Origin of the sequence: Mangrovivirga halotolerans, assembly GCF_026241165.1 — a bacterium.
GTDB classification, from domain to species: Bacteria; Bacteroidota; Bacteroidia; order Cytophagales; family Cyclobacteriaceae; genus Mangrovivirga; species Mangrovivirga halotolerans.
Window position 1 is genome coordinate 403,777 of the sequence record NZ_JAPFQN010000005.1, and the last position, 25,114, is coordinate 428,890.

The 25,114-nt window shown below is 35.1% G+C and carries 23 protein-coding genes; 7 read left to right on the forward strand and 16 right to left on the reverse strand.

All coding sequences use genetic code 11. The features are described 5' to 3' along the window. Positions 1-904: 904 nt before the first annotated feature. Positions 905-1,102: a PLDc N-terminal domain-containing protein gene (locus tag OO013_RS09600; RefSeq protein ID WP_266056586.1), complete on the forward strand. Its 198-nt coding sequence runs from the start codon at positions 905-907 to the stop codon at positions 1,100-1,102. 82 nt (positions 1,103-1,184) lie between these two features. Here the strand turns inward: OO013_RS09600 and OO013_RS09605 are convergent, their stop codons facing one another. Beyond that, positions 1,185-1,634: a hypothetical protein gene (locus OO013_RS09605; protein WP_266056587.1), complete on the reverse strand. Its 450-nt coding sequence runs from the start codon at positions 1,632-1,634 to the stop codon at positions 1,185-1,187. 449 nt (positions 1,635-2,083) lie between these two features. Between OO013_RS09605 and OO013_RS09610 the strand changes: the two genes are divergently transcribed. Further along, positions 2,084-2,818: a hypothetical protein gene (locus OO013_RS09610; protein ID WP_266056588.1), complete on the forward strand. Its 735-nt coding sequence runs from the start codon at positions 2,084-2,086 to the stop codon at positions 2,816-2,818. Between the two features lie 69 nt (positions 2,819-2,887). Here OO013_RS09610 and OO013_RS09615 read toward each other — a convergent pair whose 3' ends face one another. From OO013_RS09615 to OO013_RS09640, 6 genes are all read right to left on the reverse strand, one after another. After that, positions 2,888-3,430 (reverse strand): NADPH-dependent FMN reductase, encoded by a 543-nt coding sequence (locus OO013_RS09615; protein ID WP_266056589.1) that lies wholly within the window; start codon positions 3,428-3,430, stop codon positions 2,888-2,890. 174 nt (positions 3,431-3,604) lie between these two features. Next, complete coding sequence (locus OO013_RS09620) at positions 3,605-4,615, reverse strand: transglutaminase domain-containing protein (RefSeq protein WP_266056590.1); 1,011 nt, start codon at positions 4,613-4,615, stop codon at positions 3,605-3,607. Beyond that, the gene (locus OO013_RS09625; protein WP_266056591.1) at positions 4,612-5,334 is read right to left on the reverse strand and encodes a carboxypeptidase-like regulatory domain-containing protein; all 723 of its coding nucleotides are present in this window, start codon (positions 5,332-5,334) and stop codon (positions 4,612-4,614) included. Before OO013_RS09625 ends, OO013_RS09620 begins: the two co-directional genes overlap by 4 nt. Positions 5,335-5,388: 54 nt before the next feature. Beyond that, positions 5,389-6,132: a glutamine amidotransferase gene (locus tag OO013_RS09630; protein ID WP_266056592.1), complete on the reverse strand. Its 744-nt coding sequence runs from the start codon at positions 6,130-6,132 to the stop codon at positions 5,389-5,391. Positions 6,133-6,243: 111 nt separating this feature from the next. Continuing rightward, positions 6,244-7,371 carry a magnesium/cobalt transporter CorA gene (corA, locus tag OO013_RS09635; protein WP_266056593.1) on the reverse strand — a complete coding sequence of 376 codons (1,128 nt, stop codon included), beginning with the start codon at positions 7,369-7,371 and terminating at the stop codon, positions 6,244-6,246. A gap of 139 nt (positions 7,372-7,510) precedes the next feature. Beyond that, positions 7,511-7,930, reverse strand: coding sequence for an MlaD family protein (locus OO013_RS09640; RefSeq protein ID WP_266056594.1), 420 nt, complete (start codon positions 7,928-7,930; stop codon positions 7,511-7,513). Between the two features lie 166 nt (positions 7,931-8,096). On the opposite strand from OO013_RS09640, the gene OO013_RS09645 reads away from it, so the two are divergent. Continuing rightward, positions 8,097-9,458 (forward strand): transglutaminase-like domain-containing protein, encoded by a 1,362-nt coding sequence (locus tag OO013_RS09645; protein ID WP_266056595.1) that lies wholly within the window; start codon positions 8,097-8,099, stop codon positions 9,456-9,458. A 10-nt stretch (positions 9,459-9,468) separates the two neighbouring features. On the opposite strand, the gene OO013_RS09650 is transcribed toward OO013_RS09645, so the two are convergent. After that, the gene (locus OO013_RS09650) at positions 9,469-9,741 is read right to left on the reverse strand and encodes a hypothetical protein (protein ID WP_266056596.1); all 273 of its coding nucleotides are present in this window, start codon (positions 9,739-9,741) and stop codon (positions 9,469-9,471) included. Between the two features lie 216 nt (positions 9,742-9,957). Between OO013_RS09650 and OO013_RS09655 the strand changes: the two genes are divergently transcribed. Continuing rightward, on the forward strand, positions 9,958-11,601 hold the full coding sequence (locus OO013_RS09655; protein ID WP_266056597.1) for an AMP-binding protein: 1,644 nt from the start codon (positions 9,958-9,960) through the stop codon (positions 11,599-11,601). Positions 11,602-11,644: 43 nt separating this feature from the next. On the opposite strand, the gene OO013_RS09660 is transcribed toward OO013_RS09655, so the two are convergent. The 3 genes from OO013_RS09660 to OO013_RS09670 form a co-directional block, all read right to left on the reverse strand. After that, the gene (locus OO013_RS09660) at positions 11,645-12,325 is read right to left on the reverse strand and encodes a head GIN domain-containing protein (RefSeq protein WP_266056598.1); all 681 of its coding nucleotides are present in this window, start codon (positions 12,323-12,325) and stop codon (positions 11,645-11,647) included. A gap of 172 nt (positions 12,326-12,497) precedes the next feature. Beyond that, positions 12,498-13,202, reverse strand: coding sequence for a LytR/AlgR family response regulator transcription factor (locus OO013_RS20280; protein WP_266056599.1), 705 nt, complete (start codon positions 13,200-13,202; stop codon positions 12,498-12,500). Continuing rightward, positions 13,199-14,329, reverse strand: coding sequence for a sensor histidine kinase (locus tag OO013_RS09670; protein ID WP_266056600.1), 1,131 nt, complete (start codon positions 14,327-14,329; stop codon positions 13,199-13,201). The genes OO013_RS20280 and OO013_RS09670 overlap by 4 nt, the downstream gene beginning before the upstream one ends. Positions 14,330-14,532: 203 nt before the next feature. Between OO013_RS09670 and OO013_RS09675 the strand changes: the two genes are divergently transcribed. Next, positions 14,533-15,399 carry an ABC transporter ATP-binding protein gene (locus OO013_RS09675; protein ID WP_266056601.1) on the forward strand — a complete coding sequence of 289 codons (867 nt, stop codon included), beginning with the start codon at positions 14,533-14,535 and terminating at the stop codon, positions 15,397-15,399. A 23-nt stretch (positions 15,400-15,422) separates the two neighbouring features. Further along, on the forward strand, positions 15,423-18,980 hold the full coding sequence (locus tag OO013_RS09680; protein WP_266056602.1) for a M1 family aminopeptidase: 3,558 nt from the start codon (positions 15,423-15,425) through the stop codon (positions 18,978-18,980). A gap of 49 nt (positions 18,981-19,029) precedes the next feature. On the opposite strand, the gene OO013_RS09685 is transcribed toward OO013_RS09680, so the two are convergent. The 3 genes from OO013_RS09685 to OO013_RS09695 all read right to left on the reverse strand — a co-directional run bounded on the left by OO013_RS09685 (position 19,030) and on the right by OO013_RS09695 (position 22,259). Then, complete coding sequence (locus OO013_RS09685) at positions 19,030-19,281, reverse strand: hypothetical protein (RefSeq protein ID WP_266056603.1); 252 nt, start codon at positions 19,279-19,281, stop codon at positions 19,030-19,032. 132 nt (positions 19,282-19,413) lie between these two features. Further along, complete coding sequence (locus tag OO013_RS09690; RefSeq protein WP_266056604.1) at positions 19,414-19,665, reverse strand: hypothetical protein; 252 nt, start codon at positions 19,663-19,665, stop codon at positions 19,414-19,416. Between the two features lie 125 nt (positions 19,666-19,790). Next, on the reverse strand, positions 19,791-22,259 hold the full coding sequence (locus OO013_RS09695) for a family 16 glycosylhydrolase (protein ID WP_266056605.1): 2,469 nt from the start codon (positions 22,257-22,259) through the stop codon (positions 19,791-19,793). 507 nt (positions 22,260-22,766) lie between these two features. On the opposite strand from OO013_RS09695, the gene OO013_RS09700 reads away from it, so the two are divergent. Beyond that, a complete protein-coding gene (locus tag OO013_RS09700; RefSeq protein ID WP_266056606.1) occupies positions 22,767-23,981 on the forward strand; it encodes a multidrug effflux MFS transporter in 1,215 nt (404 codons plus the stop codon). 9 nt (positions 23,982-23,990) lie between these two features. Here the strand turns inward: OO013_RS09700 and OO013_RS09705 are convergent, their stop codons facing one another. Further along, entirely contained in the window at positions 23,991-24,392 is a 402-nt protein-coding gene (locus OO013_RS09705; protein ID WP_266056607.1) for a hypothetical protein, read from the reverse strand. 71 nt (positions 24,393-24,463) lie between these two features. Continuing rightward, positions 24,464-25,114, reverse strand: a complete 651-nt coding sequence (locus OO013_RS09710) for a DinB family protein (RefSeq protein WP_266056608.1) — start codon at positions 25,112-25,114, stop codon at positions 24,464-24,466.

Sequence of the window (25,114 nt, forward strand, 5' to 3'; positions counted from 1 at the left end):
AATTATGCCAATACCCAATATTGGGTATTGTAACAATATTATTTATAATTATAACAAGGTCTATGGAAGGAAACCTCTACTCTAAATTCATTAATAAACAAAGATTAAACAGAATTTTCGCAGCCTCAAACCTAAATCAGTCATACATTTACTTATTGTTATGTAAATATTACAGTTGATTATAATCGAATATGATACTCTTACAACCTAGTAACAATTTTTTATGAGACAGTATTTAATTACTCAAATAATTATCTCCCAATTTTCTTAATATCACAATTCAGTAAAATGGGAAAATAGGATAGACGAACTCGAACAAAATAACACAGCTGTGTTGACATTTGTCAATATTATTATTCAACATTTTAAATGCACAGAGTTTACAAGGTAAATAACTAAAATCAACATTTCAAATGCAGAAGAGATCAAAATTCAACATTTACTTTGGGATGCTACAAAAGATTATATCACAAAAATTTAAACTGTGAATTTTATATATTGAGCCATGTATCTATTTCATTTGATCATATCGTTCCGGATCGATCATGATCAGCATCCATTGATTATAATTTGAATAAACGCTAAAATAAGGATCTTCCGGGGCTGGCTTGAAAAGAAAATTTTCACAGTCTGTTAGTTTCCTGAATTTTTGATCATGATCATCATATGGAGAATATACAGGCTGTAGTGGTAACTAAGAAAATAGATAAGAAATATATTATACTCTTTATTAAAACCATACTTATGAGTATTAATATATTAAATTATTTGATGAATATCATATTTTTAAGTTCTTCTTATTCAGATATTTATATGTCTTTAAACCAATAAAGCAATTAGTTTTCCATAAAAATTTCGTTACTTTCATTGAAGATCATAATACCAACACCTAAAATATCTAACTATGGAATTTTCAATCGCAGTCATATTATTGTTTATAGCAGGATTTTTTCTCGCCTATCTGATACCAATAATTATTATTGCCAAATCTGATAAAACTTCCGGCACAGAAAAAATATTATGGATTCTGGCTGTACTATTTATCTCGTGGTTTGCTTTCTTATTTTACCTGTTCCTTGCTCCGGTTGAAAAGAAAATTTAATTAATATGGTTTTGATCTGACAACCAAATAAAAAAAGCATGTGTCACAACATGCTTTTCTTTCGCTTCCTTTTCAAATTTTATTATTCGTGCTCAGACATAATCTCAGCATGTTCTGACTTCATCTTTTCATGCTCCTCCAGTAGTTTATCGTGTTCTTGCTTCATTTTCTCGTGCTCAACTTCCATTATTTTATGATCTTCCTGCATTTCTTCCTTGGTCATCTCTCCAGATTCATGCTTTTCTTCCAGCTCTTTGTGTTTTTGTACCAGGGCTTCATGTTTATCAATTAACTCCTTATGACTTTTTATTATCGCCTCATGACTATTAAGAATTACCAGATGTGCGCTATCTACCTCCCCTTCTTTCATTTCTGAATGTGCGTCCTCCATTTCTTTGTGATGGTTTTCCATCTCGTCATGAGCTTTAACCATTTCTTTATGCTCAGGAGTATTTGATGGATTTGTGGTGCAACTGGCTATCAATAATGCAAATGATAATAATGTAAATTTTAAAACAGAATTGGTTTTCATAATAGACTAATTTTTTAATGTTTTAATTGATTTAAGCGCCTTTTTTAAACTTTTTTAATGTACTTGTTAATAATTTATATTCCAAACCAACGCTATTTGAAGTTGTCCTTGAAATGTAAAGAATTTACACTGATTCGAGTATTTTAAAAAAACATCAATTAATCCTTTTCGACAACCATCATAGTATCTCCGACAAGTTATTTTAAATGAAATAAACCTATTAATTTGAGTAGTATACAATGCAATTTTCTTCGATAGTTTAAGTTACACTACAACTAAACTCCAGACTGTATAAGTCACTAATCTTATCTTGGGTTTTTAATAAATAGTTTTGGTAAATAATTTTCAAATTTTGGTAGGACTTATCTCTGTTCATCTGTTTTATAACTAGAGAATGACAAATAAAAGTAAATAGAATATCTCTAAACAATTTTAAAACAATATTTAAGATGAAAGAAATAACAAAAGTATTCGCGTTTGTATTGCTATTAGCTGCAGGCATGATCATGCAAAGTTGCGCTGAGGATAGCGACCCAAGATTAGCACAAGTGAGTCTTGAGATTAAAGCTCAAACCACCCAATCCACTATTTCAAATGGCAGACAGATGAACTCCGGGTTAGTATTTAACGAAGTACTTGTAGGAGTAACAGAACTTGAGTTTGAGACTCTGGAAGAAGATGAACTTGAAGATATTGAAGGCGAAGATGAAAACGAAGAAGTAGAATTTGAAGGACAGTTCGTAGTAGATCTTATTAACGGAACAAGTACGCCAGACTTTGGTATCGCCAGCCTGACTCCTGGTATATACGAAGAGATGGAAATTGAAATGGAACCTATTCTTGATGGCGGTTATTCTATCTATGTATCTTTCGAGTTTGTAAATGCAAATGATGAAGTAGTAACTGTAGAATATGGAAATAGTGACGAACTTGAATTTGAAATAGAGAATGATAATGGCTTTTTAATTGATGCCGGGGTAACCAATCAAATGTTAGTATTATTAAACCTGGATGCTCTTTTTGCAGGAGTTGATTTAAATACAGCTGGGGTAGATATTGATGGAATAGTTAGAATTAATAGTAACTCCAATTCAGATTTAGCTGTTGAAATTGCATCAAATTTAGACCAGATCTTAGAGGCTGGTGAAGATGATGACGATGATGGAGAAATTGATGAGGATTAATTAAATAGCTCATTAAAACTAAAATATTTTGCCTAGGGTCACCGATATAATTATCGGTGACTTATTTTCTTATTCATGAAGTGAATTCTCAAATCCCTTGATTTTATTTTTTAATTCACTATCGAATTCTTCATTGGTGATTTTACCATCCTTGAAGTTGTTATAAAATTTGGGTAGCGAAAAAGTATCCACCACTTCAGCATCACATTTTGGAAAAAAACTACTAGCCGCTTTCATCACATTTCCTCCCCCATAACCTCCGGGTGAAGCACTCATTAATAGCATTTTTTTACCTGCGAAAATGTTCAGGTCAATTCTCGACGACCAGTCTAAGATATTTTTAAATGCTACTGTATAGCTGTTATTATGCTCAGCCATAGAACATATAATTGCGTCCGAATTACTAAAATGCTCCCTGAATTGATGCGCTTTTTCGGGTATCCCATGCTCCTTTTCTCTATCAATGGAATATATCGGCATTTCAAAATCATTCAGATCCAATCGTTCAATTTCATACTGATCACTATCCAACTGGCTTAAAACATAATTTACCAGCTGCATATTGATTGATTTTGAACTATTACTTCCAGCAAAAGCTACTATTCTTTTCATATTTCACCTTTTCACTTTTCAATTTGATATTCTACAAGTACCTCATTAATAAATTAGTTATCATATATATAAGAAAGAAACTTTTATTCAGAAAAGATACATGAAATGAAATTTCCGATTGAATGAAGAATAGAGAAGTCTAATTAATTCTTTCATTTAACTTTATATCCAGTATTAATTCACCATAACAACATAAGTAGCAATATATTCATTCCCTATTTTCAGATGTACATCATATTTTTCTTTGTTGTCAAACTCAATTTTAAGATCATATATTCCATCTTCCTTTTTAAATATCAAAGGATCAACTTTCAAACGATAACTACCTCTACCTAATTCGAAAGAAAAGTTTATCGGATCAATATCCTTAAATATTTCAATGGTAATGGTTAATTCTTCACCTTTATCAATGTTGTTTTCAAATAAATTCGGAGCGATTGGATAAATCCCCTTACTAAACGCATTCTTATAAACTAACGGCCCGTTTAAAAATGATTCGAGTGAAAATTGTGAATCAGTCAGCAACCAGGTTGTATCCAAAGGATAGTGATTTAAGGCAAATAATTCCGGATCCGCCAGAAAATAGCCATCATTATATTCTTTAATAAATTCCTTATCAATGGCATTTATACTTCTACTAGACCAGGTAGCATCACATAAATACCACTTACCATCAAGCTTTACAGCATTCCATGAGTGATTGGGTATTCCTGATCCGCCAACGTTTGATCCTACAGTACGTCCATAACCATTGATTACCCTTGAATCAATATCAGCCAACCCGGCTAATTCACTAATCAAATATGCATACCCGGTACAGATCGTCTCCTGTTCCTTTTGAAGTTTCCTGATCACTTTGAACCGAAATTCATCATTCCATTCGGCCAACCGTTCAGGATTATCAGCAAACTTCTCCCGCTTTCTTTTATTCTTCAAGAAATAGTTATAATCATTAGCCACATTATGTGTAACCCAGGTATATATTGCCCGGAATTTCTCAGCCTGATTCTGCAACGGGCTAGTTAGGTGATAAACAAGGAGGGGCAAATTATCTAACCCCTCCCCTTCATATACTTTTGCTATACTATCTGCCCGGTTAAAATCCAGGTGTTTAAAATCAGCCTGTTGGGCATGAATCGAATATCCGTACACCAACAGGCTCAAGAATAGTATTAATCTAATCATTGAAAAACACTTTTAATTCGATCCCAAAGAGATGGCTTTGAAACAAACACCTTTCCTACTGCAACCTCACCCATTAGCTCATATTCCATGGGTTCAATTTTAATTTCTATTGATGCAGCTTGTGATGGGTTTTCTACCTTGTATTCAGCTGAATGATATCCAACGAAACTAAAAATTAACACATCCCCTGTTTCAATACCTTGCAAAGAGAATTTACCATTGACATCGGTTACTGTTCCCCGGTTTGTTCCCTTAATGATAACATTAACTCCTGGCAACATTTCACCTTCTTCATCTGTTACTGTACCATTTACGGTGAATCCCGGTATAGAAACCTTGCGGTTATGACTATCAATGGTATTTACAGTTTGATTCACTTCAACAGGAATAATGGAAGCAGACTTTGCTTTTGCTAATGCCGGCGTGCCGGCAAGTATTAATGATAAACCTAACAAGCCCGTTCCTATCCAGCGAAAATGAGGAAACTTGAATTGAGCAGAATTAAACTCGTACGTTTTCAGTTGACCTGATGTAAATCTCCCACAAGTATTACTCTTAGTGGTATTAAAATACTGAATAATCTCAGCTTCAGTCATTTTGGTGAAATCAACTACATTTTTCTGGCATGATTGACAAAATCCTCCGTTGGTGGTTGGTGTGAAATTTTGGAATTTCTCCGAGCAGGGAGAGTCGATAGATAAGTTAAATTGTTTTTTCATAATTGTTCGTTTATTGACAGGATGCAGGACAATAAAAAATTCCATAAAAAATCTTTACATTTTTTTTGTGCTGTATCTGTCAACAAATCTTTTCAGAACAATTTGAGGTATTTCAGTTTTGACATTCTGATATCTCCTGATCATGGCTTCTGATTCCTTAGGATCAAAATAACCGTGATTCTTATAATAAACAATTCGTTTTGCCATACCCGGTCCATCGAGCTCGCAATGAAACTGTACAGCATAAATATTATGCTTCATTCGGATAATTTGCACCGGAGAAAGATCTGAGCTTCCTAACAGTACTGCTTCTTCTGGTATTGTCTGACAAGCTTCCTTATGACCACAAAAACCAATGAATGAATCAGGTAACCCGGAAAAGAGAGGATCTTCCCTCCCATCATCATTTAAGTGAATTTCTGTATAGCCTACAGGTTCTGAGTATTTTTCTTTAGACACTATCCCTCCGGCATATTTAACCATTGATCCTAGTCCATAGCAAGTCCCAAAAAAGGGTATATCATTTTCGATAATGGATGCATATAGCTGGTCTAATTCATTTTCAAACCGAATTTGAAACCCGGGTTTTTTATCTATATCATCACTGACATTACTGGGTCCTCCGCCTACAATTATACCTGCAAAATCACAGGCATTGATGCTGTCGAAAGATTCTTTTTCCATTCTGATCCGTACAACTTCATTTCTTTCCAAACCACCATATTTCATAATAGCTTCGAACTCCTGATCAGCAGCCTCATCAATAACCCGTAATTGTAAAATCAGAAATGGTTTCATCGTACAGCAACTCTAAAATTGTTAGTATTAAAATACAACCAAAAGAGTATTTCTGCAATCGAAAATATTCAATCTAAGACAGCACTATAAATTATCTTATAAGGCTAAAATTTAAATCCACTTTTTCTTTCTGAAATAGATCACCATGATAATAGAGATGATGAACATAACTCCTAAAATCCCAAAATACCCATACCGTAGATTTAATTCCGGCATGTAATCGAAGTTCATACCATAAATACCGGCAACGAAAGTTAAAGGAATAAAAATTGTCGCTACAGTAGTCAAAACCTTCATTATTTCATTCATTTTTTGACTAAGTGCGGCAAAATAAATATTGGTTAAGCTTTCCAGTTTATTTTGAGTACTATCTATTTCATCTATTGCTGATGAGGCAGTGTTAACCAGGTCTTTAAAGTACCTGACGTTCTCTTTTCTGATTAACCCGGATTCCTCATTTAATATATTAAGCAAAACCTCCTTAAAAGGACCAAGCGCTTTCTTAATGATCTGAGCCATTCCTTTCATACTCTCCAGGGCTAAGGTCGTTTCTTCCGAGGGCCTCCTTAAAATTTCCTTTTCGAGAGTTGAAGCCTGCTTATTTATTTCATCAATTGTAATAAAATAATGATCCAGTATTGAATCGAGCATTTGAACAAGGAGATAATCTATACTTCGTTTCCTGATAAACCCCACTCCTTCTGTAATTTTATTCCTTATGCTGGTAAAATGATCAGTCTTTTCTTCCTGGAATGAGATCAAATAATTTTCACCCATTACAAAAGACATATGCTCAATTATTACTTCGTTATTTTCCTGTTTGATTGGAGATTTAACATTTAGAAAAAGATAATTATCATCAATTTCTATTTTAGGTCGTTGCGTAGTATCCAGAATTTGCCTTATGACCAATCGTTCAAGATTATAGATCTCTCCTATTTTTTCTATTTTAGGCACTTCGTGGAGTCCGTGAAAATTCAGCCATATATTTTCACTTGTATCAAGTTCCTTTAATTTAAAAAAATCATTGAATTTCGTATCCTCTGTGTAATTTTCTAAAGAATAGGTGTATAACTGGGTATCTACTTTTTCAACTTTCTTTTTACCAATGAAGGTTAGTTCTGCTTTGGCCTTTGCCTCGGATTTCTGATTCGTATAAAAATCATGGCCGATCCCGGTAATACTCTGGAGTCCTTTAAACAATAACTTATCAGGCCGAAGGAATTCTTTAGATTTCATATTTAGTGGTTTTGAAAGGAGAAAAAATAATAAATCGAGTAGTTATATTTGAATGATAACCCTAAAAACTTTTGGTTATTATAGATATAGTGAAACCTTTTAAAGAATTGCATTAGATATTGGTTGGTCAAAAGCACCATCAATCCTCTAATAATTCTTTAATATAATTTTTGCTCTTATCCAGTAGGGAATCTAACTGGTAAGTATTTTCTTCTTTCTTTATCAAATTGATTGTATCTCCGGAATTAATAAATTCATTTCCTTTACCAAGAGTAACTGCAATTACCTTCGTACCAAATAAATCCGTGCTTTCAACTTTAAATTTTGAATCTGTTGCCAGCTTAGGCACCTCATCCAGATTTAATTTCACAATAATCTCTCCCTGGTTATTAATAGCAATATCATCCACCATTCCAATTTGAAAATCCTTGACCAGCACCTTAGATTTGGTGGTAAGACCGTTTACTTTTTCTGTTTTAAGGTAAATTGTTTTTGTACTTTTAGTACAGGCAAAAATAAGGACAGAGAGAAAAAATATTTTTATTAAACGTAGATTCATAAATACTATTCTATCATTAATTAGAAGACCACAAATTACAGTATACATCCATAAATCAACAATGAAATAATTCTTAATTTAATATTTTGGGATGTCCTTCTTTATTTCTTCAAAGAATCTCTATTAAATAATTATCTTTAACCTTTATTAATCTGAAATCTAGTTTATGCGCATTACGAAGCTTATTACTCTTTTTTGTTTTTCATTTTTGATCTTTACTTCGTGTAATTACCAGGAAAACACGACATCTGAAGACGAAAGCAAAGATGTTAAGTCATCCAATGAAAAAGTAACGGTTGAGGATGTCGAACGTGGAATCCGGGAAAATATAGCCTCTCAAACTCAAGAAGGTAATGGGTATTTTAAGTTTAGTAATGACACCACCGATTTTAATCTGAAACTGGTTCGGGTGCATACTGAATACCTCTCTGTACTGGGGCCTAATGAGTTTTTTGCCTGCGTAGACCTGGCTACCGAAAGTGGTGATGTATATGATGTCGATTTCTTTCTGAACGGGACTAAAAATGAGATGACGGTTACGCGTACAGATTTACACAAGCTAAACGGTAAACCTTACTACACCTGGAAACAAAATAAAGATAAAACCTGGGTAACTGTTCCGGTAGAACAGGCTTCTAACAAATTAATGGGTGTAATAGAAGGTCAGGATAATTTCTCTTTTACCTATGAAGCAACTATTCCCGAAATAACTGAAAATGCTGAGGTTTGGATTCCAATTGCTCAGTCTGATGAATTTCAAACTATTGAAATCATCTCCATCGAAACTCCAGGCGAGCATAAAATGATCAGTGATCCTGATTTTGATAATTCAATTTTATATATGAATCTCGATCCTTCGCATAGTGGAAAGAAAATATCAATTAATTACGAAGTAAACCGATTAGAAAAAGGTCCTTATGAAGAAGACTCTGATCCATCAAAATACCTTCAGGCCAATAAACTTCTACCAATTGGAGACCGTTTTGCGGTTATTGCGAATGATGTTATCGAAAAAAGGGAGGCCTCTACCCCACTCACCAAGGCTCGTGCTTTATATGATCATGTGATTGAGGAAGTTCGATATGCCAAACAAGGCACTTACGGTACCGGGGATGCTGACTATGCCTGTGATTCAAAGTCTGGAAACTGTACTGAATTTCATTCTTTATTTATATCATTGGCTCGATCAGCGGGTATTCCTGCTCGTTTTGCTGTCGGTGCTGCTATCCCATCATCAAGAAATGAAGGTGGTGTAAATGGCTATCACTGCTGGGCTGAATTTTATGCTGAAGGTAAATGGTGGCCGGTAGATATTAGTGAGGCAGATAAATACACTGCCCTGGCAACTTATTATTTTGGGCATCACCCGGCAAACAGAATTGAATTTAGTCGTGGAAGGGATATCAAACCGGAGATCATGCCAAAATCCGGATCTATTAATTTCCTGGCTTACCCGGTGTTAGAAATAAAAGGTGAACCTGTGCGCGTTGACACTAAATTCACCTTTAATAGAGATACTAAAATCTAGTATTTAAATATTAGTTAGAAGGATGCTCATCTCCGTCTTCATCTGAAGATGGATGCTCTCCTTCAGGATGCTCTCCTTCAGGATGTTCTGCATCGTGATCATGGTCTTCGTGAGTACTATCATTCATATGCTCCTCTTCCATTGGCATTTCTTCATCCATTTGTTCCATTGTATCATCTTCAGTAGACTCCTGGCTACCTGATCCACATGAAGTTAAAGCAAATGTCATAAAAAGAGCCATTGCAAATATGCTAACTGCTAGTGATTTAAATTTCTTGATCATAACTGTATTGATTAATTATTAAAAAATTGAATAGCAGTAAATATATGGTTGTTATTTATCAATTCAAAAAAAAGAGTAGTTATATATCCTTGCCACCTTTCTAATAATGGAATATCCTTCTTCGAAATTTCTTTTTGTCAATTAGGATAATAAACAACTTGTATTTTAATCTTTCTTTATTGTATCTTAATAACCAGACCATTTTACCATCATAATATGAAAAAATTCAATAGCCCGTTAGATGCATTTTCCTGGTGGGCGGAAACTACTCCTGAAAATATATTCCTCAGACAGCCCATCAATAGAAAGTTTATTGAATACAGCTATGACCAGGTAAATATTGAAGCCCGAGAAATGGCTAATGCTTTATTACAGATAGTGAATCCCGGGGATCACGTAGCTATTTTATCCAAAAATTGTGCTCACTGGTTTATGGCTGACCTGGCTATTATGATGGCAGGATGCATTTCTATTCCAATCTATCCTACCCTTGATGCAGAAGGTATCCAAAGCATTCTTGAACATAGTGAAACCAAAGGCATTATTATTGGAAAGCTCGATGATTATTCTGCCCAGCAACCGGGCATCACTGATATTCCCAGAATTGGTGTCGAATTGTATGGAATTAAGGAACAATATTCATGGGAAAAGCTAATAGAGGAAAACGAACCCCTTGAAAATATACATAAACAATCTCCTGAAGAGCTAATGACCATAATGTACACTTCAGGCACTACTGGTTCCCCTAAAGGAGTTATGCATAAGGTAAGTTCTTTCACTCTACTGGTAAATACATATATTGACATCTTTGATTGGCCTGAGAACATGTCTTACTTTTCATATCTTCCGCTGACTCACATCGCTGAAAGGGGTGGCTTGGAAATGCCTGCAATATTTTTCGGAGCTACGGTTAGTTTTGCCGAATCCCTGGAAACTTTTGCTCAGGATCTGGCCAGTGTACAGCCTGTGATGTTCTTTGGAGTTCCCCGAATCTGGCAAAAATTTAAAGAAAAGGTCAATGAGTCTATTCCTGAAAAGAAATTAAACCGCCTTCTAAAGATCCCTCTACTCAACACTTTTATAAAGAAAAAGATCAAAAATAAGCTGGGCTTGAGTAATTCAATCTTCAATGCATCAGGTGCTGCTCCACTATCACCCGAAATAATTAACTGGTATAAGAAGATCGGAGTATCGATCAACCAGGTTTATGGTATGACTGAAGATTGTATACTTTCGCATTACAATATGCCGGATACTAACCGTATTGGGTCTGTTGGAAAGCCATTGCCCGGAGTTACTTCAAAATTATCTCCGGAGGGAGAGATTTTGATAAAAAGTGATGCGTTGATGCTGGGGTATTATAAAAAGGCTGAAAAAACAGTGGAATCATTCACGGACGATGGTTTTCTGAAAACAGGTGATATCGGTGAATTTGACCATGATGGTTATTTATACATTACCGGGAGAAGTAAAGATCAGTTCAAAACTGATAAAGGAAAATACGTTCATCCAGGACCTCTGGAAAGTAAATTATCAATGAATACCGCTATTGAACAGGTTTGTATTGTGGGTACCGGAATTGCTCAGCCTATTGCGTTAGTAATTCTTTCTGAATCGGGGAAAAAAATGGATAAAAAAGTCCTTGAAGATTCGATTGTTGATTCAATAAAAGAATTAAATAAATCTGCTCAAAAACATGAGAAAGTTGAAAAAGCTGTGATCATGAAAGAAGAGTGGAGTGTAGATAACGGTCTGATGACTCCTACAATGAAAATAAAAAGGAACAGAATTGAAGAAATTCATCAACACATGTATCCGGAGTGGTTTAACTCTCCTGAAAACGTGGTTTATGAAAGTTAATTATCCATGAATTGGTAATAGTATGATCTAATAAGGCTCTATTTTAATTTCCATCGATCAGGTTTAAAGAACCCTCACTGGATTGTTCTATTTCCGGTTGACCTTTGTATATCACAGTGGCTGATCCTTCAACATTTATAGTCAGTTTTTCAGTACAGGTAATCTCAAAATCACCTGAACCCACTACGTTAATTATAATATTCTTCGATTCAACTTTGAAGTTTTTCATTGTCATTTTACCATCAACATTAATAATCTGGGTATCGATTGTGCCACTCATGTTAATATATGCCTCACCTGAATTACTAATATTCATTTGATCCAAGGTTAAATCACCTTCAGAAACTATATTGCTTTTTCCTTCAGCCTCGATTGATGATATATCCGGCACCACTACATTAACCCAAACACCATGATTTGTATTGAAACACCTGACGTTGTCTTCATATCCAACCAAAAGTGTGTTACCATTTACCTTATGATATAAAGGTCCATACATTTCCGGTTCTGCAGAAATTGTTACCGACTGTTCTGCTCCCTGGGTTAATTCTAAATTAATTGGTCCGGATAAAGCAACAGAATTGAAATTACCCAGTTCAAGGGGATAATCAATTACATTTCCTGATCCGGTAAGGCAAAGATCATCATCTTTACAAGAGGAAACCACGATTAAACATAGAAGAGCTAAATAAAGCGTTTTCCAAATTCCATAACTACTTTTCATGGCTTATTACCTTATTTGTTAAATACCTGTATTTAATTTAACTCTTTTGGTAATTATATTTTTACAAAATGTTATAAAAGGATAGAATGATAAACCGGTGGTGTTAAATCGACATCTTTTGATTTAAAACAGAAATGTAATCTGCTCTATTATGCTTTGAAAGTCAGATTATTTAACCAATAATTTTATTAATAGAGTTTTTATATGTCTGGCCTACTGGAATCTTGATATCGCCAATTATAATCTGGTTCCCTTCAATCCTGTCAATTTTAGGAACGGCGATCAAATATGATTTATGTACCCGGATAAATTCAAATGGAGCTAATTCTGCTTCATAATGAGATATTTTTTCATGGCTAATGATCAATTCATCTTCTAAATGGATTTTCACATAATTTCCATAAGCTTCAATATATAAAATATCATCCACGGTTATTTGGTGGTATTTTTTATCACTCTTAATAAACAACCTGTTATTTTCTTTTTTCTTTTCTTCCTGTAAAGGAGTTGAATGTTGTACAGGAGTGGCTTGTGTAGCCTTATTAATTGCCTGAACTAACCGATCGAAACTAAAAGGTTTTAATAGATAATCAACCACATTTAATTCATATCCCTCTAAAGCAAACTCCTTATATGCGGTGGTAACTATTACCTTAGGAGGATGTGATAGTGTTCTTAAGAAGTCAAACCCACTTAATTTGGGCATATTTATATCTAAAAAGATGATATCGACTTTAACTCCTTTATTCAATAACTGAATTGCTTCCATCGCATTATAACAATGGCCAACCAGTTCCAAATGGGGAAGCATCCCACAAAATTCCTCGATAAGATCATGGGCCAGTGGTTCGTCGTCTACTATTAAATAATTGATCACGATTTGAAAATGGTTAATTCAGCTTTATAAATATTCTTCTTTTTAGAAGTTATTAGTTCATGGTTTTCCGGATAGATCAGCTTCAATCGTTTCTTTAAATTCTCTAACCCAATCCCGGGTTCAGTGTTATCCGGATCTGATTCTTCATAATTATTCTCGATCACAAATCTGAAATGATTTTTATTTATCTCAAAATTGATCTTAATAAATGCATCTTCAGAAAGGGTTTCCACTCCATGTTTAAAAGCATTTTCGAGTAAAATAATAAATAATAAGGGAGCAATTTTCCCTGACTCTGTAATATCCACATCAAACTTGATATCCACTGTCTTGTGGTATCTTATACGATGAAGATCAATATAATTTTTAAGATACTCAATTTCGTCTTCAACCGAAACAGTCTCTTTTTTTCCTTCATAAATGGTATATCTCATCATATCAGACAATTTCAAGACCACGTCAGGAGCCTCATCTGATTTTTTTATTGTTAATGAATACAGGTTATTGAGCGTATTGAAAAAGAAATGGGGATTAACCTGCATTTTAAGCATGGCAAGTTCGGCTTGTGTCTTTTCAGATTTTAATGTCCTTAGCCAAACCCACTGTTCATATATCCAAAGAACTATGAATACAGGAATTGGTATCAATAATAGGCTAATTGCCAGGTCTTTTTCTTCTAATTGATAAACTGAAAAGCTTTCAGAAAATAATCTGACATACGACCAATAGGCAAAAGCAATGCAATAAATACCAATTATATAATATTTGTATTTATTAAAAAACTTCGGAAAAAACACATAACTGACCCCAATCCAGAATGTTATAAGCAAAAAGATAGATACAGGATTATCCGGGATGTTAATCAGTGAATCGACTAGAATTGTAATAATCAGGAGTAATAAAAGACCTGAAATTTTAAATACAGTGACCCTTCTCTTCTTCAGATACTTAATGTGGTAAATAGGTAATGAAATCATTATCCACCAGAAAGTAAAAATGAGGATATTAACGATCACTTCACTTTCATCGATTAATAAAAAACCTATTTCAATTAAAATTGCAGCAAGAATCGCTGTGAGAAAAAACCCATATATGAAGCCCCTGTATTTTTTTATCAACTGAATCATTACTCAAAATTACTTTTATCAATCTAACAGCCTAATTATTTTGATGTAAACGGTAATTTTTTATTTCAACTGCCCTATTCTATTGATGAACCTTATATACCCTCCTCTCAGGTGGGTTTGAATAGAAATAATCTGCATTGAACACTCTTATTTTTCAAGATACCCCACCCCCATTAAATTCATCATCAACAAAATCAAAAAGTATGAATACAATAGAAATACAAAATTTAACCAAGACCTATCCGAATGGTGTCAAAGCACTTGATAATGTTTCTCTTTCAATTTCAAACGGGATGTTTGGTCTTCTTGGTGCTAATGGAGCTGGAAAATCAACATTGATGCGGACCATTGCGACTTTACAACAACCTGATTCCGGAACGGTCACATTTAATGATATTGACACTATTAAAAAACCGCAGTTACTCCGTGCACAACTAGGGTATTTACCACAGGAGTTTGGTGTTTATCCCAAAGTGTCTGCCTTGAAATTACTTGACTATGTAGCCATTTTAAAAGGTATACTTAATAAAAAAGAGCGTAGAGATCAAATTGAAGCTTTATTGGTTAAGACTAACTTATACCAGCATAGAAAGAAATCTGTCTATACCTTTTCAGGCGGAATGAAACAGCGGTTTGGCATCGCCCAGGCCTTGCTTGGAAATCCTAAATTAATCATTGTTGATGAGCCTACAGCCGGTTTAGATCCCGAAGAAAGAAACCGGTTTCTCAATTTACTCAGTGAAATTGGAGAAAATGTCATTGTAATTTTATCCACTCATATTGTAGAAGATGTGCATGCACTCTGTTCTCGCATGGCTATTCTGGCTAATGGAACAATCATTAAAGAAGGTAAACCTACCGACCTGGTTAATGAACTGAATGGCCACATCTGGTCAAAGACATTAAGTAAAAATAGGCTTGATGATATTTTGTCTCTTCCGGTTATTTCCACCCGGATAGTTTCCGGAAATACTCAGGTAAGGGTAAAATCCGGATCTATTCCTGGTCCTGAGTTCGAACCGGTGAGTCCAACTCTCGAGGATGTCTATTTCACCAGTTCCATAAATTAAAACTCCTTTCAAAACATTTTACTATGGTTTCAAATCTAATCAAATTCGAACTTTTCTATCAACGAAAGCAAAGATCCCTGTATCTTTTGTCTATTCTGTTTTTGCTGATTGGTATTGTTGTAGGAAGCAAGGGGTATGCACCGGCAAACATCAACTATGATTCAATGTTTCAGCTTAGTTTTAATACGGGTATAATGACCCTCGGAGTTCCTTTTATCGCGATGTTTTTTGCCATAAGCGGAGTAATCAGGGACAATAAGCATCAGTTGGAGCAAATTGTTTACAGCACCCCTGTGGATAAAAAGCAATATTTTATCAGCCGTCTCAGTGGTGTTATATGCTTTAGCATTATTACTTTCACCCCTTTTCTTATAGGCTTTTATGTCGGCACACTTTCTCCTGAACTCGACCCTGACCGTATTTCCGGATTTAATTTGATGAATTACATCAGGACTTTTCTGATATTTATCATTCCGAATGTAATCATTTCCTCTGCTATTATATTTACAGTAGCACTTCTCACAAAGAATAATTTAGCTACCTACCTGAGTGCAATATGTATTTATGCAGCTTACATCCTCTGCTCAATGGTATTAAATTCGCCGATAATGGCTCAGTCTATTCCTGCCACTCCAGAAGGATTAATGATCGCATCTCTTGCAGATCCATTTGGCATGTCAGCAATATTTGAGCAGACCCAATTCTGGACAACCTTTCAAAAGAATAATCAATCAATTCAGTTAGCAGGATATTTACTTTGGAATCGTATAATCTGGTTATCTCTATCCGGGGTAATCTTATTTGTAGGTTATTTTTCATTTTCTTTTAGAAAGATCAGGAATAAAGCAAGGCAAAAGAAACAATCAAAAAGAGAGAACTCACCCGAAGCAACTTATTCAGCTGTGAATACCCAACAATCATTTCAGTCTAAGGTGCTCATTATTATCACTTTGATAAAATCTGAATTAAAGTCTGTATTCAAGAGTCTTCCTTTTATAGGTATCATAATTGTCTGGGTTGGCATGGTGGTTATAGAGAACTATGCCAGAGTCGTTGACGGTGGTGAATATAATAATAGCATGTATCCCACATCTAATCTTTTGATCGGATATTTCACTGAAATACTAACTTTCATCGCCCTTATTTTGATCGTATTCTATAGTGGAGAATTAGTTTGGCGAAATAAAGAAAGTAAGATAAATGAAATCATAGATTCTACCCCGGTTTCGAATAGCCAGCTATTTATTTCAAAGTTGATAGCCTTAATTGGACTTCCTTTCATTTTAATCTTATCCGGAATACTATTTTCGGTCTGCTTTCAACTTTACCTGGGATATGAGGATCTTGATATTAGTCTTTATCTTTCTACATTCTATTTCCACGGATTAAGATTTTTGTTTTATTGCTTTTTAGCGATGTTTATAAACCATCTTATATCAAAGAAATATCTGGCCATGGGAATCACCGGGATTTTGATCCTGTTATTTGGTAGTTTTCCTGAAAGTATTGGTTTAGAGCATCCCCTTTTCAGATTGGGCATTTCACCGATTCCTTCATTTACCAATATGAATGGTTTTATTATCAAATCAGAAGCATTTCACCACTATGCATGGTACTGGGTTTCTTTCGGTTTATTATTATCCGTTGTTGCCTTTCAGCTTCTAAATCGAGGATATACCACCATCAAGTTTCGATTGACTAACATTCAATGGAATAAATACAATGTAGCTTTTACCATTTTGATCCTTACAAGCTTTGTAGCCTCTGCAGCATCCATTTATTATCATACAAATATTAAAAATGATTACAGGTCAAATGCTGAATTACTGGATCAGAAGGAACAATATGAAAGACTCTACAAGCAATATGACAGCTTAGATCGCTTAAACCATTTGTCATGGAAAAACTATGTGGCTTTATTCCCCTCTAAACATCGCTACACAGTAAAAGCTCAACACGTATTACAAAACAAGAATGATATTCCGGTATATAAGGTTTTGATAAATGAACGGACAAAACTTTCAAATCTGGAGATTCAAAGGGGGAAACTTTCCACTTACGATTCTATTCACGGTATCTACTTATTCGAATTCAAAAATGGAATTTTACCCGGAGAGGTAGTCAAGATGAATTATACTTTAGAAAAAAGCTCCTCTCCATTCAATGTCGACCGTGCGATAGTTGAAAATGGAAGTTATATCACATTCAGAGATTTTGAACCGATGCTGGGCTATAGTTCTTCAAAAGAAATAAAAGATGAGTATGAGCGAAAAAAACGGGGACTTCCGATAGAAAAAGTTAAAGCCGGAGATGAACATATTTTAACAAGCGAAACCAATGTTGAAAAAATATCCTATGAAACAGTCATTTCTACCGAGGCTGATCAAATTGCTATTGGTTCAGGAAATCTGATTAAGCAATGGAAAATAAATGACAGGAACTACTTTTATTATAAAACCCCTGTAAAAGTGATTCCTTCAGTTGGGTACTTTTCAGCTAAATATGAAAAAAGGGTAAAAGAGTATAATGGTATTTCTATTGAGCTTTACTATCATCCTGAACATTATCAAAACATCGGTCTGATAGAAGAAAGTGTAATTGAAACATTGGACTATTGCATAAAAAACTACAGCTCATACCCGTTTGATCATCTAAGAATCGCTGAGGTTCCCGGACATTGGCCTTTTGGTGGGTTCAGCCATCCCGGAACCATAAGCATGGTTGAGGACCGTCTTTATTTAGTAGATGTTAGAAACACCGAAACTTTTAACCTGGTGGCCAAACGAACCATTCATGAAGTAGCTCATCAATGGTGGGGAGGTATCTTAACACCCAAAATTGTAGAAGGAGGTTCAATATTTCTAGAAGGATTTGCAAAATACACCGAATCTGCTGTCATGGAAAAAATGTATGGAAAGGGAGCAAGCTGGCAAATTGCTAAAAACGCAAACGACACATATTTTAAAGGAAGATCATTCTCTAATGATCCTGAGCCTCCTGTCTACCTGGAGAATAATGAACATTACCTCGCTTATGGTAAACATTATACAGTTTTGATGGCGGTAAGAGAGTTGATCGGAGAAGAAAAGATGAATAAAGTGATGAGAATGCTTATCGATCGATACCATGAAACTGATGAACTCAAATTAACTTCATTGGAATTGATCAAAGAACTATATAAAATTACTCCTGATACCTATCATGAATTAATAAATGACTGGTTTAAACGGATTGTACGATATGATCTTTCAATCGACAATGTGGATATAACCAAAACCGATAATGGAAAATTTCGGGTAGCAATTAAGATTAAATCTGATCGATATCAATTGAATGGTTCCGGAGAAGAGATAAAAATTGATCTGAATGAACCAATTCCAATTGGTCTGTTTAACGGACATCCATCAACGGTAAAGTCTGATAACGATATTATTTATTATCAAGCCGTTGACCTGAAACAAGGTGTACAGGAAATTGTCATTGAAGTGGATGAAAAACCTGAATATGTTGTGATTGATCCTTATATAACCAGATCTGATAACAACATTTATGACAATGAAATATTGATCGAGAATAAATGACTGATAACAAGACTAAAGCGGCAGACTAAATCCTGTTGCTTTAGTTTTTTCAAGTAATTCTGGATTCTGAATAAAGATCATAAGCGGCAATCAGGGATTCTCTGCCAGTAGCTTCCCCGTAATTTTCATATTGCTTGATCTTATCCCGCTCTTCGAGGTAAACAGGCTTATAAATGGAATCAGCTTCATCCCATATTACAAGCATGTAATGATAGCTTAATTTACTTTCACGGCCTTCTTCCAGCCATTGATCAAACACTTCTTCATCGAGGGATTTTGGAAAACCTAACCCGTCAAACATAACTAATTTGGTAAATCGTGATAATTATTGGCAATTTAGATATCTAATTATTACTGTACAATATTGTTAATAACAAAACTGTCAACAACAAACATAAATAACTGAAAATCTGATTATTAACCAGTGAAATCATTATTCAATCCAGGCGATTTTCACAATGTCATCGGTTTCTATTCTAAAGTTTCCAAACCGTGTGCCACCTCTTACTAAAATAGCAGGCGGCATTTCAGGAACAACCACCTCTCCATAATCTTTTTTATCAGAGCTCGTGATGACATGACTTGCAAGTCTTACTTCGACAATCTCTCCATTTTTTTTGATTAGCTGTAATTTTGAACCCAGGGGTATATTTTTTATCGCATCTTCTACTTCTTGCTTTGTCATAACATCTGGTTTGTTTACTTATTAAACCTTCTTTTATATCAGATTGTTATGAAAGTAAATCCTCTGAAAAACAAAAAAGCTGTCACCAAATGGCAACAGCTTTGTAGCTCTTCTATTCATTTTAATCAATTAGTCTTAAGTACTTTAAACTTGTAAATATCCTGATCTGTTATTAAGTGAAGCAGGAATATACCCTCCTGAGGTAGTACGCCATTAAATTCAATTGTGTGATTTCCTTCAGAATATATTTCGCTATCGGATTTATATACTCGTGAACCTTTCAGATCATAAATTTCAAACCTGACAGAAGAATTATCTCTTAATTGAAAATATAATTTGAATTCCTCACCTGCCGGATTCGGATAGATCATTGCTTTTTCAAAAGGGCGCTGATCTTCTGTCAGGGACACCTCAGATGCAAATCTTGCCTGAGAACCGTTAGTACAGGTGAGCACATTATTTCCAGAGTTATACGGCAAACTATACACTACATCATCCACACAAAAATCAACAGTCAATGATCCCTTAGCCGATTGCGAAGTCACAAATGAAGCAACCCCGGAACTATTGGTTGTGGCCTGAACTGATTCACTGAAAGAGCCAGAAAATGTACCGGTTACATCTGCTCCCGATACCGGATTACCAAGATCATCAACAATGGTTACTTCTGCAGTACCAACTTTTGCTCCTCTACCAATACCAGTGGTTCCGGTAATAATCGACGAAACGAATACTTCAGAAGCTGTACCAGTTTGTTGACCGGTTACACTAATTGCAGCAGATGTTGTTGTTGCTCCCTGATCATCAGTAGCTGTGGCCGTAACAGAAAATGTTCCTGTTCCTATTGTCCAGTCAACTTCAAAAGGACTGCTCGTTGCAATCCCGACACGATTACCATCAACAAAATATTCTACCTGGTTAACACTACCATCAGTATCTGTAGCATCAGCTTGTAAAGCTACAATTGATCCGCTGTCGAATGTGGAGCCATCTGCCGGTGCAGTAATTGAAATAGAAGGTGGTTGATTTGAGGTTCCTCCTTCATCAACTCGATAACTATCCAGATTATCAAAATAATAAGTATCACCGGTTTGGGTATTTGAATTGAATAAGATAATCATTTTACCCACTCCAGCATCATCTGCTGCAGGGTCTGGTCTGTCCAGTAGTGTAAAGTATAATCTTTCCCATTGATTTTGTACAGAGGTAGTGGCAACATAGCGACTATGTCGTCCAGAAGGATAATTTGTTGGAGTTGCATCCGGAGTTTCAAGTTGTATGAGTATATCTGTACCTACGGGTGCTTCAGTATAGACGTCCATATAAAACTTTTTGTCCTTGTTCACATATTCTGCCGCATTAGTAATGTTAGAAACATTATAAACTAATACATCAAATGTTTCAGTGCTGTTTCGAACATATTCTCCTGATAATGCAGAGGTGTTGATTCCTGATTGAGAAGGATTGGATACCTCAGTAAAAGTTCCAGTATAAGAATCAAGTGTCGCGGTTGCCGGTTCATCAAAATTCTCAAAACTAAAATCTTTGATAAAAGGAGGTTCTACAATAACATGCGTTCCCAATTGAACAGTTTCGCAACCGGTGGAAAAAGAAGCATTTACAGAGCCACTGGCATTACCAAAATCGACGACAATTTCAGGAGACCCCTGCCCGGAAACGATGGTTGCTCCGGCTGGTACAGTCCACGAAACATTCGTGTTATTTGAAATATTTCCAATTTTATAGGTTACACTTGATGCTGCATTTACCACTACTCGGTCTCCAGTTATATAGGGTTTGAAGCCATCATAAACACGAACATATTCTACATCCATTGTAGCCGGAAAAATACTATCATCTACTTCACCGCCCAGATTACCCCCTACAGCTACATTTAAAAGCATATGAAAACGCTCATTAAACGGCCATATTTCAGGAGAAAGGTCCGCATCAGTTTTAGTTTGAAATAAAACACCATCGACATACCATCTTACTTCGTTTGGCTCCCACTCAATTGCAAACTCATGAAAGCCCTCCGGAAATGTTCCATTATGAAGTTTGTAAGTCGTTCCCTGGTACTGGTGAGTCGCTCCATAGTGCATGTATCCCAGAGTTTCATCCGGATTAGCACCAACAAACTCCATAATATCAATCTCGCCACTGGTAGGCCACCCACCATATACTTCATCTGTCGGTAGCATCCAGAATGCCGGCCAAAGTCCTGCACCGGAAGGCAACTTGATTAAGGCTTCAAACCGGCCATAGGTAAAATCACCCTTATTAAGGGTTCTGATTCTACCTGAAGTGTATTGCTTACCACGAATTCTTTCTTTTTTAGCGGTAATGTGTAATTGCCCATTACTTAAAGTAACATTTGCTTCCTGATAACTTTGTAGTTCGTTGTTACCCCATCCACAAATAGATTCGGCACATCCGTCTCCGATCTGGTAACTCCACTTATTAAGGTCAAGTGTCGTTCCTTCAAATTCATCTGCCCAAACGATATTAGGGCATTGGGCCTGCACAGAATGGCAGACCATGAAGATCATAGCAATGCATATAAATGCACGCATTTTAAGGTTGAAGTTTTTCATGTTTTAATTGGTTTGGTTAAAGTCCTGATTGACTATAATCATATTACGACAATTAACTGATTAACCCCAATTTCACACTACATCAATAGTACATCAAACGTTTGAAATGAACCTCAACAATAATACATCGAATTTTAAAGATCTTTTTACTTAAAAAGAATTAGAGTGATTTTTAGATCTGGAATTAACTACATCTTTTCTAACAAATATAATTTCTCATAGATACATCTTAATGATCATTATAAATTTTCATGTCTTTCGGAAAGATTGAAATTATTCAACAGGATATAAAAAGAGGTAAATGCACAATTACAGATTTTTAAATTATAACTTTTTCAATTCACTCTATCTGAATGACTTAGATTTTAATAAAAATATAATGACGTTTAAAGACAACCTGAATATGATAATTAAGTATAAGAAATAAGCCCAACTTTGATGATAACCCGGTATTACAATTGTCAATTGAGTAATTTGAAATTTTCATTAAAACTTTAATCATAACAAGTGACCAAAGAAAAGAAAGACCATGTACTTCTTATTCTAATTCTCGGACTGTTAACCACAGTTGGTCCATTTTCTATAGATATGTATCTACCGGCTTTTGGTGATATAGCTGAAGGCCTGAATACAAACATAAACCGGGTTCCCTTAACACTTTCCAGTTTCTTTATTGGTCTGGCTATTGGTCAACTGATTTATGGTCCCGTGCTTGAGCGGTTTGGACGAAAAAAACCTATCTACACCGGCATGTTGATCTATGTATTGGCCAGTATCGGCTGTGCCTATTCTAATAGTCTGGAAGAAATGATCGTTTACCGATTTTTTCAGGCTTTGGGAAGTTGCGCAGGATTGGTATCGGCCCGTGCGATAGTCAGAGATTTATTTAAAGGTAAAAAGGTAGCGAAAATATTTTCCACACTGATCATGGTAGTGGCCATCTCCCCTATTATAGCCCCCACAGCGGGTGGATTATTAAATGCTCAATTTGGCTGGCAATCCATTTTTATCGTGCTGGCTATTACAGCAATATTAATTCTTGTGGGAGCCATTTTTATATTACCCGAAACAAAATCTAGCGACAAGGGCTATTCTTTAAATATCATTTCAGTATTTAAAACCTATATCAAAGTCATTAAACATCCGGCTTTTATAATTAATGCCCTGACCGGTGCTATTGCTTATTCCGGTCTCTATGCATACTTAAGTGGCTCTCCTGAATTATACATGGATGTCCTCGGTCTTACCGAACAACAATACGGATGGATATTCGCTTTGATTGCAACTGGATTAATCACTGCTACCCAATTAAATAACAGGTTTTTGCGAAAAAGGGATATGGATCATATCATTAAACTGGCATTAGCAGCTCAGGGGTTAATCGGGTTAATATTAATGGGATATACTTTATTTATGGATCCGGATCTTATTGTTAATACCACTTTAATATTCAGCTTTTTATTTTTCATGGGTTTTATATTTCCAAATGCTTCCGCATTATCACTTGAGCCAATGGGACATATCGCAGGAAATGCTTCAGCTATGATGGGATCATTACAAATGCTGGTGGGTGCAGGAGCTTCTGCTTTGATTGGTCTATTCGATGCTAATTCCTATGTACCCATGTCAATTGTAATGGGGATTTGTCCGATATTGGCTCTTGGCTTATTCATGTATGGGCATAAAGTCGTAATCCCTAAATATGAAAAGCAATACAATTAAAAATTAACTTTATTTGTTGCCCGGGACCAGACCATATTCATCGATCAGTTGGGATTTATGTGGTCTTAGGGATATATGAAGTTTTTTCCAGGCCATTCCTTTGAGTCCGATCAAATCTACTTCATTTCCAGTTTGGGCAATTGCAAATAAAAACTTGTTATAATTTGTTCCACTTAATAAACTATCTCCTCTTAGTCCAACCATACCATTTTTATCGATCTTTTGAAATACATTCTCGTTTATGGTAAAGTTTAATTTCTCCCAGGAACACCCATTCTGACATTCTAATTTAATTTCATTCCCGTCCTTTTCAATTTTTATTTCAAATGTCTTCAGTGAGGAATTATCCCTTTGAGCTACAAGGCTAAAATTTATAAATAAAATCAATACTAATATAAAGGCTCTATTCATAACTTCTAAAGTTTATCGCTATATAATATATGAAACTTATTTTTTAAAACAAACCTTTAAATATCAGTTTATCAAGACTTTATTCGTTTCCTGATCCATTTTATCTGCCCATTATGGTTTGATTCGTGTTCACAAACATGAAACCATTTACAATAATTATTAGTAGGTCCCCAGGGCCAATCCTGATCACGAGTAAATAACCAGCCATCATCTCTCTTTCTAAATTCATCAATAGTCGTTTGACGGGTTTCATTCAACATGTCCAGATAAAACTGTAGATCATTTCCTTTGATCTTTTCTCTACCTGTATCGCCAAGATTCATTCCAATGTCCCATTTTTCTTTAATTGATTGATCCCAGGAACCCCATTTTAAATTTTCAAAAGTATTTAGTTGATAATAGCGCTCAGTTGCAGCCAGGTGATAAAGCATGGCACCGATAGAATTTGATTGTTCATCAATCTGATAATCTAATTCATCGATGGTCAGGCCATTGATGGAATTCAAAACTACTTCTCTCATCCATTTCATCATTGAATATAAAGTACCGATTTGACGGGTAAAACCGGGTTTTGGACCAATAATATTTAGTTCGGAATCGTTAATCATAGGTTCACTTTTAGCCAATAAAGAAGTGAACGGTATACCAGCAATGCCAGAGGTCAAGGCAGCAGATTGCAAAAGAAAGTTTCTGCGACCATTAGATTGATCAGTCTTTTTCAT